The organism is Pseudomonas sp. SDO5271_S396 (assembly GCF_054071795.1).
On record NZ_JBSVWB010000080.1, the window covers coordinates 1 to 15,753 of the forward strand.

General features: G+C 63.5%; 15 protein-coding genes and 2 pseudogenes. 14 read left to right on the forward strand and 3 right to left on the reverse strand.

From position 1 onward, the window contains the following. Window positions 1-599: 599 nt before the first annotated feature. The 10 genes and pseudogenes from ACW9IN_RS28860 to ACW9IN_RS28905 form a co-directional block, all read left to right on the forward strand. Window positions 600-696 (forward strand): annotated as a pseudogene (locus tag ACW9IN_RS28860) (transposase); the annotation flags it as partial. Between the two features lie 268 nt (window positions 697-964). Then, window positions 965-2,545 carry a ShlB/FhaC/HecB family hemolysin secretion/activation protein gene (locus ACW9IN_RS28865; RefSeq protein ID WP_457369048.1) on the forward strand — a complete coding sequence of 527 codons (1,581 nt, stop codon included), beginning with the start codon at window positions 965-967 and terminating at the stop codon, window positions 2,543-2,545. A 24-nt stretch (window positions 2,546-2,569) separates the two neighbouring features. Then, the gene (locus ACW9IN_RS28870) at window positions 2,570-4,369 is read left to right on the forward strand and encodes a DUF2341 domain-containing protein (RefSeq protein ID WP_457369049.1); all 1,800 of its coding nucleotides are present in this window, start codon (window positions 2,570-2,572) and stop codon (window positions 4,367-4,369) included. Window positions 4,370-4,380: 11 nt separating this feature from the next. Further along, entirely contained in the window at window positions 4,381-4,806 is a 426-nt protein-coding gene (locus ACW9IN_RS28875; protein WP_065905942.1) for an ExbD/TolR family protein, read from the forward strand. Between the two features lie 3 nt (window positions 4,807-4,809). Next, the gene (locus tag ACW9IN_RS28880) at window positions 4,810-5,502 is read left to right on the forward strand and encodes an energy transducer TonB family protein (protein WP_457369050.1); all 693 of its coding nucleotides are present in this window, start codon (window positions 4,810-4,812) and stop codon (window positions 5,500-5,502) included. Between the two features lie 55 nt (window positions 5,503-5,557). After that, a complete protein-coding gene (locus ACW9IN_RS28885; RefSeq protein ID WP_457369051.1) occupies window positions 5,558-7,258 on the forward strand; it encodes a putative porin in 1,701 nt (566 codons plus the stop codon). An 18-nt stretch (window positions 7,259-7,276) separates the two neighbouring features. Continuing rightward, entirely contained in the window at window positions 7,277-7,903 is a 627-nt protein-coding gene (locus ACW9IN_RS28890) for a DNA repair protein (RefSeq protein WP_457369052.1), read from the forward strand. A gap of 20 nt (window positions 7,904-7,923) precedes the next feature. Continuing rightward, window positions 7,924-8,397 carry a YbjN domain-containing protein gene (locus tag ACW9IN_RS28895; RefSeq protein WP_457369053.1) on the forward strand — a complete coding sequence of 158 codons (474 nt, stop codon included), beginning with the start codon at window positions 7,924-7,926 and terminating at the stop codon, window positions 8,395-8,397. Further along, window positions 8,394-9,335, forward strand: a complete 942-nt coding sequence (locus ACW9IN_RS28900; RefSeq protein WP_457369054.1) for a peptidylprolyl isomerase — start codon at window positions 8,394-8,396, stop codon at window positions 9,333-9,335. The genes ACW9IN_RS28895 and ACW9IN_RS28900 overlap by 4 nt, the downstream gene beginning before the upstream one ends. 50 nt (window positions 9,336-9,385) lie before the next feature. Next, window positions 9,386-10,363, forward strand: coding sequence for a LysR family transcriptional regulator (locus tag ACW9IN_RS28905; RefSeq protein ID WP_457369055.1), 978 nt, complete (start codon window positions 9,386-9,388; stop codon window positions 10,361-10,363). 569 nt (window positions 10,364-10,932) lie between these two features. Here the strand turns inward: ACW9IN_RS28905 and ACW9IN_RS28910 are convergent. Then, window positions 10,933-11,798, reverse strand: a pseudogene (locus ACW9IN_RS28910) (LysR family transcriptional regulator). Between the two features lie 93 nt (window positions 11,799-11,891). Here ACW9IN_RS28910 and ACW9IN_RS28915 point away from each other — a divergent pair. Further along, on the forward strand, window positions 11,892-12,446 hold the full coding sequence (locus ACW9IN_RS28915; protein ID WP_457369056.1) for a DUF4865 family protein: 555 nt from the start codon (window positions 11,892-11,894) through the stop codon (window positions 12,444-12,446). Between the two features lie 5 nt (window positions 12,447-12,451). Here ACW9IN_RS28915 and ACW9IN_RS28920 read toward each other — a convergent pair whose 3' ends face one another. Both ACW9IN_RS28920 and ACW9IN_RS28925 read right to left on the reverse strand, forming a co-directional pair. Beyond that, complete coding sequence (locus tag ACW9IN_RS28920) at window positions 12,452-13,180, reverse strand: CbtA family protein (protein ID WP_457369057.1); 729 nt, start codon at window positions 13,178-13,180, stop codon at window positions 12,452-12,454. Between the two features lie 19 nt (window positions 13,181-13,199). Next, entirely contained in the window at window positions 13,200-13,412 is a 213-nt protein-coding gene (locus ACW9IN_RS28925; RefSeq protein ID WP_457369058.1) for a CbtB domain-containing protein, read from the reverse strand. A 198-nt stretch (window positions 13,413-13,610) separates the two neighbouring features. Between ACW9IN_RS28925 and ACW9IN_RS28930 the strand changes: the two genes are divergently transcribed. The 3 genes from ACW9IN_RS28930 to ACW9IN_RS28940 are packed head-to-tail and all read left to right on the forward strand — an operon-like array spanning window position 13,611 to window position 15,696. Then, complete coding sequence (locus ACW9IN_RS28930; protein WP_457369059.1) at window positions 13,611-14,165, forward strand: histidine phosphatase family protein; 555 nt, start codon at window positions 13,611-13,613, stop codon at window positions 14,163-14,165. Window positions 14,166-14,209: 44 nt separating this feature from the next. Beyond that, window positions 14,210-14,965, forward strand: coding sequence for a precorrin-6A synthase (deacetylating) (cobF, locus tag ACW9IN_RS28935; protein WP_457369060.1), 756 nt, complete (start codon window positions 14,210-14,212; stop codon window positions 14,963-14,965). An 11-nt stretch (window positions 14,966-14,976) separates the two neighbouring features. After that, complete coding sequence (locus tag ACW9IN_RS28940; RefSeq protein ID WP_457369061.1) at window positions 14,977-15,696, forward strand: alpha/beta hydrolase; 720 nt, start codon at window positions 14,977-14,979, stop codon at window positions 15,694-15,696. Window positions 15,697-15,753 lie beyond the last annotated feature (57 nt).

The following is a 15,753-nucleotide window of genomic DNA, read 5'->3' on the forward strand; positions in this document are numbered from 1 at the left end:
GTCGGATTACGGGTACACCGAGCCTGAGCGAGGTGCCGAGTGTTGGGGCAAGAGCCTTTTGCTTACTTTTGGACTCTTTTCAAAAGTGAGCCGCCGTAAGGGCGGAACCATAACCCAGCCATAACCGCAGCAACGGATATGCACTCAATCAAAAAAATTGCCCCCCACCCAATCCCAAATGAAGCTTTCATGACAAAAGTTCGGTAGCTCCCGACCACTCCCGTCTTGCCTATGTAACGCGCTGGATACGACCAAAAGTCGTCTCCCAAGCCGTCAGCAGGACGCCAGGAGTGGGGCAGATGGGAACTATGGAACGTTACTCGAAAGTAGGCATGCAGGAGCTCGACCAGCGCCTGTCGAAGATCGTCGAAGCGGCGCGCAAGAAGCCGGTTTCGGTATACCGCTACGGCGCGCCGTGGGTATGGATCGTCTCCCAGGAAGACTGGCAGGGCGCGCTGAAGGAAGTGTCCAGCTACATCCCGGCGGGCCATTCACTGGTGCTGCTGCGTCCGCAGATCGATGAAGTGCTCGAACAGAACCGCGACTGGCTGTTGCCCGAGCCGGGCATGCTGATCGCGCCGCACACCGTGGTGCACATCCTGCTGCTGCAACTGCTGTATTCGGTGCCCAGCGAATCCCAACTGCACGAACAGCTCAACTACAACCTGCTGTTCCGCTGGTTCGTCGGCCTGGACCTGAACCAGAAGGTCTGGGGCATTCACGTCTTGCAGCGAGACATCGCCACGCTGTTGAACAACCCGCGCGCGGTGCAACTCATCCAGAAAATCATCGGTGAAGTGTTTTGTGGCGCCTTGCTGCACATGCCGGAGTTCTCCTTGAACTTCGCCTTGCTGCATACCTGGCTGGCCCGGCACAGCCAACTTTCGACAACCCGCAATTGAGCAGGCCGAACGCTGTGCAATCGGCGAAGGCAGATCACTTTTTCAGAAAACCAGGGGGCGGTGTGGAGCATCTGTTCAAGTCAACGCTGGCGCTGTGCCTGACGCTGGGCGCCTTGGCGCAGCCCGCGTGGGCCGAGGAGGAGGGGGCGGCGCGCCGGGTGGACGTCAACGAGTATTTCGTGCGCGGCAATACCGTGCTGGATGCGGCGACGATCGAGGAAGCGGTGTACCCGTTTCTTGGCCCGCAAAAGACCCTCGACGATATCGAAGGCGCCCGTGATGCCTTGCAGAAGATCTACCAGGCGCGCGGCTATCAATCGGTGTTTGTCGAGCTGCCGGAGCAAAAGGTCGATGACGGTATCGTCTATTTGCAGGTCAGCGAAACCAAGGTCGGTCGCGTGCGTGTGGTGGGTGCCAAGCACTACTCGCCGGTGGAGATCCGCGAGCAGGTGCCGGCGCTGGAGGAGGGCGCCGTGCCGGACTTCGCCACGGTGCAAAACCAGTTGGCCGGGCTCAACCGGGGCGCCGGGCGCCAAGTCACGCCGCTGGTGCGCGAGGGCGCGCGTCCGGGCACCATGGACGTGGACTTGCAGGTAGAAGACCAGAACCCCTGGCACGCCAGTCTCGGCCTGAACAACGACTACAGCGCCGACACCGAGAAGCTGCGCTCCGTCGCCACCCTGGGCTACGACAACCTGTGGCAGCTGGGCCACAGCATTTCGCTGACGTATTTCACGGCACCCGAGGACAGCCGCAATGCCAAGGTCTGGTCGGGGTCTTACAGCGCACCGCTGAACGAGCGCTGGACCTTGCAGTTCTCCGGTTACCAGTCCGACAGCAACATCGCCACCATCGGCGGCAGCAACGTGTTGGGCAAGGGCCACTCCTACGGCGTGTCGGCGATCTACAACCTGCCGGCGGCGGGCGTCTGGGCCAACTCGTTCTCGTTCGGCGTCGACTTCAAGGACTTCGACGAAGAGATGAAGTTCGGCTCCAGCAGCGACCAGGTGCCGCTCAAGTACGCGCCGTTCACCCTGGGCTACAACGGCTACCGCTACACCGAGCAATCCCAGGTGGGCCTGGGCCTGAGCCTGATTGTCGGTACCCGCGCGTTCTTCGGCTACGGCAGCGATGCCGAGGAGTTCGAGTACAAGCGCTACAAGGCCAGTGCCAGTTTTGCCGTACTCAAGGGCGACCTGAATTACACCTACACCTTCGCCAACGACTGGCAGTCGGCAAGCAAGGCCGGCTTCCAGCTGGCCTCGGGGCCGCTGGTGTCCAACGAGCAGTATTCCGCCGGCGGCGCCACCTCGGTGCGCGGCTATCTGGCGGCGGAGCGTACCGGGGACGAGGGCTACTTGTTCTCCCAGGAGTTGCGCACGCCGTCGCTGGCCAAGTTCCTCGGCAGTTATGTGCAGGAGTGGCGCTTCTATGTGTTCGCCGAAGGTGCGCGTATGCGCCTGCACGACCCGCTGCCCGAGCAAGAAGACGAATACAGCCTGGCCAGTGTCGGCCTGGGCACCCGCGCCAGTTTGAGCAAGTGGTTGTCCGGCAGCCTGGATTGGGGCTACCCGCTGCTCGATGGACCGAACACCCAGAAACAGGACTCGCGACTGCACTTCAGTGTGCAGGCGACTTTCTGACTTTTTCTTCCGGAGACTTCACCCATGCAACGCCTATTTCTGAGCCTGTTGATCTGCCTGGGCTTCGCGCTCCCGGCCACCGCCCATGCCTGGTGGCAGGACGATTGGCACTACCGCAAACAGATTTCGATCGACACCACCGCCCAGGGCGCGGCGATCAACCAGGCGCTGGGCCGTACCGCCTTGCTGGTGCGCCTGCACACCGGCAATTTCACCTTTGACGGGGTCAAGGACGACGGTGCCGACCTGCGTTTCGTCAGTGCCGACGACAAGACCGTGTTCAATCACCAGATCGAAAGCTTCGACCCGCTGATGGGCATGGCGCTGATCTGGGTGGATGTGCCCAAGGTCGAAGGCGGTCAGCGCCAGGACCTGTGGATGTACTACGGCAACCAGAAGGCCCCGGCCACCGCCAATGGCCAGCTGACGTTCGACCCGAACTACATCGCGCTTTACCACTTCGATGGCGCCAACGGCACGCCGGCGCGGGACACCACGGCCTATGCCAACACCGCGCTGAACGCCACCGGCGCGAGCATCGACGGCGTGATCGGTCGCGCCCTGCAGTTCGGCGGCCAACCCTTGATGCTGCCGGCCAGCCCATCGCTGCAACACGCCGCCGGTGGCGCGTTCACCTTCAGTGCCTGGTTGCGCCTGGACCAGGCCAGTGGCGAACAAGTGGTGCTGGCTCGTCGCGACGGTGCCCATAGCCTGCTGCTGGGGTTGAACCAGGGCATGCCGTTCGTGGAGATCGACGGCCAGCGCGGCGTGTCGAGCCAGCCGCTGAACCCTGGCCAATGGCAGCACCTGGCGTTCACCGCCGAGGGCGAGAAGGTCACGCTGTACGTCAATGGCCGCGAAACCGCGACGCTCGCCGTGGCCTTGCCGGCCTTCAATTCCCAATTGGCCATCGGTGCCGATCTGCCGGAAGCCGGCAGCGCGCACCTGCCGTTTGCGGGTGCCATCGATGAGTTGCGCTTGTCCAAGGTCGCCCGTCCGGCGGCGCTGCTGCTCGCCGACGCGAGTGCCCAGGGCGCCGAGTCGAAACTGGTGGCCTACGGGGTGGATGAGGAACAGTCGGGCTTCGGTTTCGGCAGCCTGGGCTTTTTGCTCAACGCAGTGCCGGTGGACGCCTGGGTGATTATCGTGGTGCTGGTGGCGATGATGTTTCAGTCGTGGTTCATCATGCTGCGCAAGAACCGCCAGGTGGGCCGCGTCAGCAGTGCCAACGAGGTGTTCCGCGAGCACTTCGCCCAGATCGGTACGCGCCTGGAGATGTATGCCGACGACGCACTGCTGGCCGAGCGCCTGACCCACTCTTCGCTGTGGCGCCTGTACCTGGTGGCCGTCAAGGAAATCCGCACCCGCCGTGCCCAGGGCGCCGACACGTCGTCGGTCTCGGCGGCGACCATCGAAGCGATCCGTTGCTCCATGGACGGCGTGCGCACCCGGGAAAACCAGGCGCTCAGTGCCAAGCTGTCGACCCTGTCCAACGCCATCGCCGGTGGCCCGTATATCGGCCTGCTCGGCACGGTGCTGGGGATCATGGTGGTGTTCCTCGGCACGGCCATGGCCGGTGACGTGAACATCAACGCCATCGCCCCGGGGATGGCGGCGGCCTTGCTGGCCACGGCCATGGGCCTGTTCGTCGCGATCCCGGCGCTGTTCGGCTACAACCGCCTGATCACGCGCAACAAGGAAGTCAGCGCCGACATGCGCGTGTTCGTCGACGAGTTCATCACCCGCCTGGCGGAGATGCACGGCGAAAGCCAGTCCAGTGAAGCCGCGCACCGTCGCGAGCATCACGCTGCGGTTCCGGCCTGAGGAGAATCGCCATGGCTTCCGTGAATGCCTCCCACGACGATGACGATGACGCCGCCGTCGACAGTATCAACATCACGCCCCTGGTGGACGTGCTGATGGTGGTGCTGGTGATGTTTATCCTCACTGCCACCGCCCAGGTCTCGGGTATCCAGATTCATTTGCCCAAGGCCAGTGCCTCGGTGTCGCTGTCGGAGGCCAAGACCAAGGCCATTTCGGTGAACGACGGCGGCCAGGTGTTTCTCGATGCTTACCCGGTGACCCTCGGTGAGCTGGAAGAGCGCCTGCGTATCGAGAAAGCGCTGAATCCGGACTTCCCGGTGATCGTGCGCGGTGACGCGCTGGTGCAATACCAGAAGGTGATCGAAGTGCTCGACTTGCTGCGGCGGCTGGAGCTGTCCCAGGTCGGGTTGGTCACCGGCAAACCGAGCCAGGGCTGAGCCATGACCGCACAGATCCCGATCGCACCATTGCCCGTGAAGAAAAAAGCGCCGTTGCGCCCGCTGAAGTGGGGCGCCGGTCTGTTGCTGGGCGCTGTGGCTGCCTGGTTCCTGTGGCAGTGGGCCAATGACATGAGTGGCGTGCGCCGTGAAGCGCCCAAGGTGCCGACGATTATCCCGTTGCCGCCACCACCGCCGCCGCCCCCGGAGAAACCCAAGGAACCCGAGCCGCAGGTGCAGGAAAAGGTGCCCAGCCCTGAACCCGAGGAGGTCAAGCCGGTGGAGGAGGCGCCGCCGAGTCCCGCCGACGACCTGGCCAACCCGATGCAGATCGATGGCGATGCGCAGTCCGGCAACGACGGTTTCAACATCGGCGCCGGCAAGGGCGGCGGCATGGCGGGCAGCGGTGGCGGCGGCTTGGGCACCGGTACCTACAAGCAGTACCTGGCGGGCACTTACCAGCGCTTGATGCGTGAGGACCCGGAGCTGCGCCGCAAGGCGTTTGCCATCCAGATCGACCTGTGGCTGGGCGCCGATGGCCAGGTCACGCGGGCGGTCGTGGCCAAGTCCAGCGGTGATAGCGAGACCGACGCCCAGATGCTCGCGCTGGTGCAGGCACCGCGCGCCATGCAGAAGCCCCCGGCATCGCTGACGTTGCCCATGCGCCTGTCCCTCAAGGGCCGGCGTCCGGATTGATCGAACAGGTTTTCAACGGCTGTTTTCAACGGTTTTTTACAGGAGTTGCGTACACATGATTTCCCCCGTGAATCGACTGACCCTGGCGGTCGGCATGGTCATCGCGACCCTGGTCGGCCAGGCGGCGGCTGCCCCGGTCGCCCCCTCGGAAAACGTCACCATCAACCTGATCCGTCTGTTGGTGCAGCAAGGTGTGCTGACCCAGGACACGGCCAACGGGCTGATTGCCCAGGCCGAGAAAGAAGCGCAGCAGGCCCGCCAGGCCAACGCCGCGCCGGTGGTTGCCAGCGGCCCGACGGCGGCGCCTGGCGACGTGCGTGTGCAGTACGTGCCACAAGCGGTGCGCGACCAGATCCGTGACCAGGTCAAGGCCGAGGTCATGGCCACCGCCAAGCAGGAAAACTGGGCCCAGCCCAACACCTTTCCGGACTGGGTCTCGCGCGTGACCTTCGATGGCGATATTCGCCTGCGGGACGAGTCGCGCTACTTCTCGGGCAACAACAGCAACGAGATCATCGATTACGCCAAGCTCAATGAAAGCGGCCCCTACGACACCAACAAAGACACCAACACCAAGCTGCCGCCGCTGCTCAACACCACCAAGGACCGCGAAAACCTGTTCCGTCTGCGCGCACGCCTGGGCATGAAAGCGGTGATCTCGCCGGAATGGACGGCGGGCATTCGCATCGGCACCGGTTCCGACAACAACCCGGTGTCCACCACCCAGACCCTGGGCGGCGGGTTCGGCAAGAAGGACATCTGGCTCGACCAGGGCTACCTGAGCTGGAAGGCCTCCCAGGATGTGACCCTGACGGCGGGGCGCTTTGCCAACCCGTTCTATTCCACCGACATGATGTATTCGGGCGACCTGAACTTCGACGGTATCGCCGCCAATTTCAATCATGCCCTGAGCAACCAATGGGGGCTGTTCGGCACCCTCGGGGTGTTCCCGGTGGAGTACACCTCGGACACCGCCAGCAGCAACGGTTTCGACAAGGAAGACAGCGACACCAAGTGGCTGTTCGGCGGGCAGATCGGCGCCAACTGGAAGCTCAACCGCGACAACAGCCTGAAGGGCGCGGTGGCCTACTACCACTTCGACGACATTGAGGGTAAGCGTTCCAGCCCCTGTACACCGTGGGCCGGTGCGCCCGGGTGCGATACCGACGGTTCGCGCCTGGCGTTCATGCAGAAGGGCAACAGCGTGTTCCTGCTGCGCAATATCTCGCCCAACCCGGCCACGCCTGGCTTGACGCCGCAACCGCAGTACGTGGGGCTGGCCTCCAAGTTCGATGTGCTGGACCTCAATCTGGCGTGGGATGCCGAGCTGCCGAGCGATTTCAAGCTGCGCACCCAGGGCAACTTCATCCACAACCTGGCCTACGACAAGGGCGAAATGCTCAAGCGCAGCGAAGGCGAGATCGTCAACAACATCAACAGCAAGGGCCAGTTCGAGAGCGGTGGCAATGCGCTGATGGTGCAATTCACCCTCGGCAGTGCCCTGGAGATGCGCAAGCGCGGCGACTGGAACGTCCTGGCCGGCTACAAGTACATCCAGCCTGACGCCTTGCCCGACGGTTTCAACGACTCCTCCTTCCACCTGGGCGGCACCAACGCCAAGGGTTATTTCATCGGCGGCAACTACGGCCTCGACAAGAACATCTACGCCAGTGCGCGTTGGTTGAGCGCCTCTGAAGTGTATGGCGCGCCGTTCGAAGTGGATGTGATGCAACTGGAACTCAACACGCGCTTCTGATGCGCAGGGAGATGCCACATGAACACGCGAATCTGCGGGCTGCTGTTGCTGTTCGTCGCCACGGCGGCGTCGGCCGAAGGCATGGAAGAACGCCTGCGTACTCAATTGCGCAGCACCACCCAGCAATTGCAGGCCCTGCAAAGCGAGCAGGCCCAGGCCGCTGCCGCGCGCATTGCCGCCGAAAACCAGGCCAAACAGGCCCAGGCGCAAATCAAGCAATTGACGGCTGAACTCGCCCAGGCGCGTGGTACCGCCGAGCAACTGGCCGGCCAGCAACAAAGCCTGCACAGCCAGGCCCAGGCCCAGGTGGCGGCGAGCAACGAGCAGGTCGGCAAGTTCAAGAAGGCCTATGACGACCTGCTGGTGCTGGCCAAAGGCAAGGAGGCCGAGCGCGCCCGCTTGCAGGCCCAACTGAGCGAACGTGACACACAAGTGCAGCAATGTTCAGTCAAGAATCAACAGATGTACGGCGTGGCCCGCCAGTTACTCGCGGCCTACGAAAAAATCGACGTGGCCGAGGTGATGAGTATCCGCCAGCCCTTCGCCAGCAGCGCGCGGGTCAAGTTCGAAGAACTGGCCCAGGGCTTTGGCGACGATCTGTACAAGAGCCGTTTCGATGCCCCCCAGGCAACCGCCAATCACTGACAGACAAGGAAGCGATCACCATGAGCGAATTGATCACCAGCGTTACGCCCCAGAGCCTCACCGAGTTGTTGCAAGAGGCTGGCTACCGGGTCAACCAGACCGACCAGAACGGCGTCGTGCAACTGCTCAGCGCCAGCCAGGGTATCGGCTTTGCCGTGCGCTTCGGCAACGCGGCGGCAGAGGAGGGCCATTACGTGGACTTCACTTACAGCTGCGCGCTGCGGGTGCAGGGCGATTTGCCCGAGGGGCTGGCCCAGGTGTGGAATGCCTCGCGGCGTTTTGCGCGGCTGTCGGTGCAGGGTGAGTTCCTGTTGATGGAAATGGATGTGGTGGTGGCCGGCGTGGGCGCCACGCACCTGCGCAGCCAGCTGGAATTGTGGGACCGTCTGTTGCAGGAGTTCATTGTCTACTTGCGCGAGTACAGCCAGCACGCTGCGCAGTTGCAGGCGCAGACAGAGGCCGCACCGCTTGGCGAAGAGGCACCGGCCCTGTGAAAAAACCTGCCTTGATGCTCAGTGCGGGCGCGCTGGGGTTGCTGGTGGTGGCGGTCGCGTTGAGCCTGCGCCCGGGCAGCGACCCGGTGGCGGCCCAGCAACCGGCGCCGATGGCCAGCGTTGCACCGGCGGGCCCAGCGGTGGCGCGCCTGGGTAACCAGCAGGTCGACGTTGCCGAACTGAAAAGCGTGTTGGCCAGCCTGCCGGCGGAGTCCCGTGAGCAACTGCGGGGCAATCGTGGCGCGCTGGAAACGTGGATTCGCTCGCGCCTGGCGCAAAAGGCCGTGCTCGAACAGGCCGATGCCCAGGGCTGGCGCCAGCGACCCGAGGTTGAGCAACAGACACGCGCCGCCACCGAGCAGATCGTGTTTCGCGATTACATGCTGTCGGTCAGCCAGGTCCCGGCGGATTACCCGAGTGCCGCTGAACTGCAACAGGCCTACGACAGCGGCAAGGCGCAGTGGGTGACACCGCCGCTGTACCGGGTCAGCCAGATTTTCCTTGCGGTCAATGACCCGCAAAGCGCCGACGCAGTGCGCCGCCAGGCCCAGGAACTGAGCCGTCGCGCCCAGGCTGCGCCGGGTGAATTTTCCGCACTGGCCACGCAGTTTTCCCAAGACCCGGACACCGCCGCCCGTGGGGGGGATTCGGGCATGCAGCCGCTGCAACAACTGGTGCCGGCGGTGCGTGAAGCGGTGTCGCGTCTCAAGTTGGGCGCTGTGTCGGACGTGGTGCAAAGCGCCGCCGGGTTCCATGTGCTCAAGCTCACCGGCCAGCAACCGGCCCGTACCGCCAGCCTGGATGAGCTGCGCGAACGCCTGACCCAGGCCCTGCGCGCCCAGCGCCAGGAGCAGATCGCCAAGGCTTACCTCGAAGGCATGCTCAACACCGCGACCTTGAGCATCGACGGTGCCGAACTGAACAAGGTGCTGGAGTAAGTTGCATCAACCCGCATTGGATGCACAGACCACAAGACAGGGAGTCTCCCATGGCATTTCTTGAACCGTCCGGCCCCCAGGGGCCTGCCGTTTATCGCGCGCCCGCCGAGCCACGCAGTGCCTGGCGGGCATTGGCCGCTGACATTGACCCGGAAGTGGCCCGTTACTTTCTGGTGAGCGCGCGCTGCGGTTGTTTCATGCAGGCAGCGCGCAGTTTGAACATCAAGGCCACCTTGCTGCGCAAGCGTCTGGCGCAACTGGAGGAACACCTGCGCCATAGCTTGTTCAGTTACCAGGGCAACGGCTTGGTGCTGAGCCGTGATGGCCAGCAGTTGCAGGCCCAACTGATCGCCCTGGCCCATGAGCGGCGCTTGCCGGTGGTAGAGCAGCCGCTGATTCGCCTGGCGGTGGCCGAGCCGATCCTGCACGACATCCTGGGGCGTGACCTGATCGCCTTGCTGCGCCGCAATGCCAGCGTGCGCCTGGAGATCATCTCCATCGACAGCCAACTGTCCCTGCAAGCAGTGGACGTGGATGTGGTGCTATGGCTGTCGGAAGGAGACGGCCCGCTGCCCGGACCGAGCTTCGCCACCGGATCGCCCCGGGCGTTGGCGCGCCTGCAGTACCTGCCGCACATCGCCAAGCGCTATTCACGGCAGACATCCCGCCCGGACAGCGTCGAAGACCTCAATGACTACATGCTGGTGCAATGGCAGCCGGATGCCCGGGTCGATGCCTTGCAACCCTGGAACCGCGTGGTGGAACAACGCCTGGCGGCGGTGGTGCAGGTGCAGGCCTATTCGCTGATGCTGGAGATGATCCGCTGCGGTGCGTGCATCGGGTTGTTGCCGCACTACATGAGCAGCTTCGACCGAGGGTTGGTGGCGTTGCCGGGATTACTGGCCGAAAGCATGCAGCGCCAGGTGTGGCTGGCGATGAATGCGCACGTGCAGCATGCCGAGGCGGTGGGCATGATCGTGGAGTTGATCGTCAGCACGTTCGAGGGACGCAGGGAGTGGTTCGACTGACGGATTGGATGACCTGTCGAACAAGTCTAACTCCGTCCAAAGACACAAGCTGTCGAGCCCCGGCGAGGCTGCGAAGGCGGTGGGTCAGGTGGCATCTGTGTCGGCTGTGCCGCAGTCTTCGCAGGCAAGCCAGCTCCCACATTGGAATTCTGTTGTTGGTGAGAAAGTGTCCGGCACGATGGCCCTGTTGGCAGTGTTTTTTCAGCCACTGCAAGACCTCTGTGGAAGCTGTCGAGCCCCGGCGAGGCTGCGAAGGCGGTGGGTCAGGTAGCATCTGTGTCTGCTGTGCCGCAGTCTTCGCAGGCAAGCCAGCTCCCACATTGGATCTGTATTGTTGGTGAGAAAGCGTCCGGCCCGATGGTCCTGTTGGCAGCGCTTTTTCAGCTACTGCAAGACCCCTGTGGAAGCTGTCGAGCTCCGGCGAGGCTGCGAAGGCGGTGGGTCAGGTGGTATCTGTGTCGGCTGTGCTGCAGTCTTCGCAGGCAAGCCAGCTCCCACATTGGAACTCTGTTGTTGGTGAGAAAGTGTCCGGCACGATGGCCCTTTGGGTAGCGTTTTTCCAGCCGGGTTCAGCGTTGCAGGACCCCACGGAAGGTTGCACTCAGCGCTCGCAATGTTTCCCTGGAGCGGCCATCCGTGATGCGGCTGTAAAGCACCACTTCGCTCACCGGCAATGCAGGCAAGCTGTATTGCGCGCTGACTTCCACTGCGCCGGAGGGGGCAACGCGGTGGGCGAGGGCGGCGACGCCGAGGCCGGCGCTCACGGCTGCGCCGACGGCCATCACTCCACCGCCGACGAACACTTCGGTCCAATCGATGCGCGCTTCATCCAGCGCACGGGTCGCCAGGTGCCGTACGCCGCAGGGTGCGGCCAGGGTGGCCATGCGCAGGGGGTTCCCGGCGTGTGTTGCCAACCGGGCGCGGCAAACCAGCCGAAGCGTTCCACCGCCAGCACTTCGCCGTCCTGGCGGTCGCCTTCGTTGCGCACGATCACCGCGTCCAGTTCATGCCGGTCGAAGGCGGCGACCAGTTCGCGGGAGGCGGCAATCCGTACTTCGAGCAATACCAGTGGGTCGTAGGCGGCGAGGCGACTGAGCCATGTCGGCAGGTCGGGGCCGGCCACGTGGTCGCTGATGCCGATTACCAGGCGGCGCGGTGCATGGGTGCCCAGATCGGCCAGGGCGCGTTCATGGGCGTTAAGCAGGGCTCGGGCGGCCACGATGAATTGCTCGCCCTGGGGCGACAGCCGCACATGCCGCGGGGTACGTTCCAGCAGGCGATAACCCAGGCGTTCTTCCAGGCGCTTGAGCTTGAGGCTGATCGCGGCCTGGGAGGTGTCGAGGGCTTCGGCGGCGCGGGTGAAGCTGGTGAAGTCGGCTACCAGCACGAAGGCCTGCACGGTATCGATATCCAGAGGCTTGAGTGCTTCAGTCATATCCATTCCTTATCATACGTATATTGATTGATATCTTGCTGAAATTATGCAGTCTGCGCAAGCTGACACCTCGACTTGCACAGGAGCTTTGCCATGTTCGCCAAACAGTATTCGCACCGCTTGCCCGCCGATTTCGACATGGGCCTGATCCGCCAGCGCGCCGCGCAGTTGGGGCCGTTGTGGGATCACGCCGAAGGACTGCTGTTCAAGGCGTTCATCGCCCAGGAACGCGGGCAGGCGCCGGGGGGAGGCAACCTGTATTCGTCGGTGTATCTGTGGTCCGACCCGTTACAGGCCGGCGATTTTCTGTTGGGAGAGCGTTTCCAGAAGGTGCTCGACAGCTTCGGCAAGCCGCACATCGAAAGCTGGCTGCCGCTGGATGTGCAGCGCGGGCCGGCACTGCAGGCCTTGAGCCTGTACCGCGAAGAGTGGGCGCTGGCGCCAGGGGCGGACCGGGCCGCGATACTGGCTGAAGAGAAAGCGCGCAACCGGCAAATCGCCGATGGCAGCGATACCTTTGCAGTCTTCCTGGCGCTGGATGTACAGGCCTGGCGCCTGGTGCGCGTCACCCTGTCGGCAAAGGCGCTGGAAGCAGGGCATCCCGGGACGGGCTATCAGGTGTTTTACCTGGCCCGTCCCGGGATTTGACGGACTCAGGAGTTGAACAGTGCCCGTGGCTGGCTGACCTTGCGCTCGGCCACGGCGCCAAACACCAGGCCCAGGGTGGTCCACAGCACCACCTGGATGCCCAGCGACGCCACGCGGAATTTCCACAACAGTACCGCCGAGAATTGCTCCGGCACTTCGTTGATCACCGGGAACAGGCTGCCGGCCACCGAGACGATCACGATGTACAACGCCACGCCCAGGATTGCCCCGGCCCACGCGCCACGGCGGGCGATGAGCTTGCGCGCGGCGTTGATCGCGATCACCGCCGCCGCCACCGACACCAGCAGCATCAGGAAGAACAATTTGGTGCGTTGGGCGATGGTATCCGGGTCGCCCACTGAAGGCGGGTTGGCCGGGTACTTGAGTCCCGGCACCAGGATCAGCGTCACGAACGCTGCCAGCGCCAGCAGCGCGGCCAGGCCTCGCGGGCCGACCTTGCCGATACGGCCCAGGGCGTAGGCGAACACCAAGGCGAAAATGCCGCCCAGGGACACGCTGTACACCACCACGCCGGTGAACAGGCCGAAGGTGCTTTGTACCTCGCGGCTCACCAGCTCTTCTTCCGGCGCATCGCCGTGCATCTGCGCCATCTGGTCTTCAAAGGCGATGGCCTTGTCGATCTGCGGCTCGCCAAAGACCTTGGCGAAGCCAAACGCCAATACGCCGGCGAGCAAGCCCACCAGCATCCCGCGTACGAGTAAATGCCCTGTCATGTCATGTCTCTCTGAGGGATTAATGGCAGGGAAAACCCAGCAGGTGACGACCGTCGTGCACGAATTCATGCACGTACATGCCCTTGAATACGGCAGTGGCGCCTTGCTCGGCGCCGACGAAGTAGATCGCCAGCAGCAACAGCAGGCCGCCGAAGATCGCCCAGGGCAGGATTTCGCCCAGAGGAATGGTCGGCAGGTAGACATCAGGATTCGTTGCAGCGGTGTTGGCCATGGGAATCTCCAGGGATGACGCGTCCCGAATTGGATAGTGATTGGGCTGAAACAGGGTCTGGCTTACGGCTGTGGGGCCGAATACAGTGGCGCGACCGCGCCGGCATTGAACCGGCTTCCTCTTTCATGTTCGTTGTAACATGTTGAAACAACTTTGCCAGTCTACGCTGACTGCGCGCTGAAACAGAGTGAAATTGCGATGCAAGCCACCCGATTGACCCTGATTTGCCACGCCGCCACGCCGTTCCAGAAACAGGGCCGGTTCCCGGATGACGAGTCGGTGGCGATGGCGTGGCAAACCGCGGCGTTGTCCCTGGCCGATCGTTACCGCAAAGCCCCGCGCTTGCTCTGTGGGCCGGAAGCGCGGACCCGCCAGACCGCGAATTTTTTCGGCGCCGAGCCGGTGGTCGACGAGGCCCTGCGGGATGGTGATTTCGGTGAGTGGAAGGGGCGCGCGATCAGTGAACTTGACGGGGAAATGCTGATCGACTGGATGACCGACAGCGCCTGTGCGCCCCATGGCGGCGAGTCGGTGGAGCAGATTTGCACGCGGGTTGCGACATGGATGCAGGCCCTGGAGGCGCAACCCGGGCATGTGATCGCCGTAACCCACCCGTTCGTGGTCCGTGCTGCGCTGCTGTACGTGATGGGCTTTCCGATGTCGATGTTCTACCGGATCGACGTCGAACCGCTGTCGGCAACCGAGCTGCGCTTCAACCAGGTCTGGCGCCTGCGCCTGGAAACTCACGCCTGACCCCGGAACATGGCAAAATCCACGCCCCGCATTGAGAGCAACCCATGAAACGCATCCTGATCATCGGCATTGGCGCCGGCAACCCTGACTACATCACGATGCAGGCCGTGAAGGCGCTCAACCGCACCGATGTGTTTTTCCTGATGGACAAGGGCCAGAGCAAGGACAAGCTGATCGACCTGCGCCGCGAGATCTGCGAAACCTACATCACCGAGCCCGGCTATCGCTTCGTCGAGGCCGACTGCCCCGAGCGCGTGCGCGGTGATATCGACTACACCACTGCCGTGCAGGACCTCAACCGCGACAAACAGCAGACCTTCGAGCGCATGATCAACGAGGAAATGGCTGACGGTGAAGTGGGCGCCTTCCTGGCCTGGGGCGACCCGGCGCTGTACGACAGCACCATCCGTATCCTGCAGGCGATCCTGGCCAGTGGTCGTTGTGTCTTTGAGTTCGAAGTGATCCCCGGCATCACCAGCGTGCAGGCCCTGGCGGCCCGGCATAAGGTGCCGTTGAACCGCATCGGCAAGTCCGTCGAAATCACCACCGGGCGTCGGTTGGCGGCGGGGCAGGCGAGTGATGCCGATACCCTGGTGGTAATGCTCGACGCCGAAGATTCCTACCGCACTGTGGCTGACCAAGGCCTGGATATCTATTGGGGCGCCTACCTGGGCACGCCGGATGAAATCCTTATCAGCGGCAAGGTCAGTGAGGTGGCCGAGGAGATCGAGCGGGTGCGCAAGGCCGCGCGCCTGGAGAATGGCTGGATCATGGATACTTATTTATTGCGTAAACCGTGAGGGATCGCTCCATGCTCAAACTACTCGCCGTGACGCTGGCCCTGGTGGCTGGCGCCGCCCATGCCGACGATACGCTGCACACCGACTTGCCGTTGTCGTACCTGGAGCAGACCCAGGGTGACGCGCGCAACCAGCCGCTGGTGATTTTCCTGCATGGGTTCGGCAGCAACGAGGAAGACCTGTTCGGCCTCAAGGATGCCTTGCCGTCGACCTGGACCTACCTGTCGGCCCGTGCACCGATGCCGGTGGACCCCCATGGTTATCGCTGGTTCACCAAGACCACGGGGGACGCCGAGTACAACGGCGAGACCGTCGACCTGCAACGCAGCGCCAGGCTCATCGAAGACTTCGTGGCCAAGGCCACCGCCAAATATCACACCCAGTCCGACCGGGTGTTCCTGGTGGGCTTCAGCCAGGGCGCGATCATGTCCTACGAAGTGGGGCTGCGTCAGCCGCAATTGATACGTGGCATCGCCGCGCTCAGTGGCAGCGTGCTACCGGTGCTCAAGGCCGAACTGAAACCGGATGATTCACTGGGCAAACTGGCGATCTTCATCGGCCATGGCACGCAGGATCAGGCACTGCCGTATGCCTCGGCGACCCGCGCCAACGAGGTGTTGACGGGATTGGGGTTGAAGCCTGAGTTCCACGGCTATCCGGGCATGCCGCATACGATTGGCGAGGCGGAAGTGCAGGACCTGAAGGCCTGGCTGGAAAAAAGCCTGCGATAGCGGCGGCACAGCCGACACAGATGCTACCTGACCCACCGCCTTCGCAGCCTCGCCGGG

Bases quoted from the DNA above. Each gene is read 5' to 3' on its own strand.
- ACW9IN_RS28915 (WP_457369056.1), top strand. From the start codon at position 11,892: ATGTTCGCCAAACAGTATTCGCACCGCTTGCCCGCCGATTTCGACATG.
- ACW9IN_RS28875 (WP_065905942.1), top strand. From the start codon at position 4,381: ATGGCTTCCGTGAATGCCTCCCACGACGATGACGATGACGCCGCCGTC.
- ACW9IN_RS28885 (WP_457369051.1), top strand. From the start codon at position 5,558: ATGATTTCCCCCGTGAATCGACTGACCCTGGCGGTCGGCATGGTCATC.
- ACW9IN_RS28920 (WP_457369057.1), bottom strand. From the start codon at position 13,180: ATGACAGGGCATTTACTCGTACGCGGGATGCTGGTGGGCTTGCTCGCC.
- ACW9IN_RS28890 (WP_457369052.1), top strand. From the start codon at position 7,277: ATGAACACGCGAATCTGCGGGCTGCTGTTGCTGTTCGTCGCCACGGCG.
- ACW9IN_RS28870 (WP_457369049.1), top strand. From the start codon at position 2,570: ATGCAACGCCTATTTCTGAGCCTGTTGATCTGCCTGGGCTTCGCGCTC.
- ACW9IN_RS28895 (WP_457369053.1), top strand. From the start codon at position 7,924: ATGAGCGAATTGATCACCAGCGTTACGCCCCAGAGCCTCACCGAGTTG.
- ACW9IN_RS28940 (WP_457369061.1), top strand. From the start codon at position 14,977: ATGCTCAAACTACTCGCCGTGACGCTGGCCCTGGTGGCTGGCGCCGCC.
- ACW9IN_RS28925 (WP_457369058.1), bottom strand. From the start codon at position 13,412: ATGGCCAACACCGCTGCAACGAATCCTGATGTCTACCTGCCGACCATT.
- ACW9IN_RS28905 (WP_457369055.1), top strand. From the start codon at position 9,386: ATGGCATTTCTTGAACCGTCCGGCCCCCAGGGGCCTGCCGTTTATCGC.
- ACW9IN_RS28930 (WP_457369059.1), top strand. From the start codon at position 13,611: ATGCAAGCCACCCGATTGACCCTGATTTGCCACGCCGCCACGCCGTTC.
- cobF (WP_457369060.1), top strand. From the start codon at position 14,210: ATGAAACGCATCCTGATCATCGGCATTGGCGCCGGCAACCCTGACTAC.
- ACW9IN_RS28880 (WP_457369050.1), top strand. From the start codon at position 4,810: ATGACCGCACAGATCCCGATCGCACCATTGCCCGTGAAGAAAAAAGCG.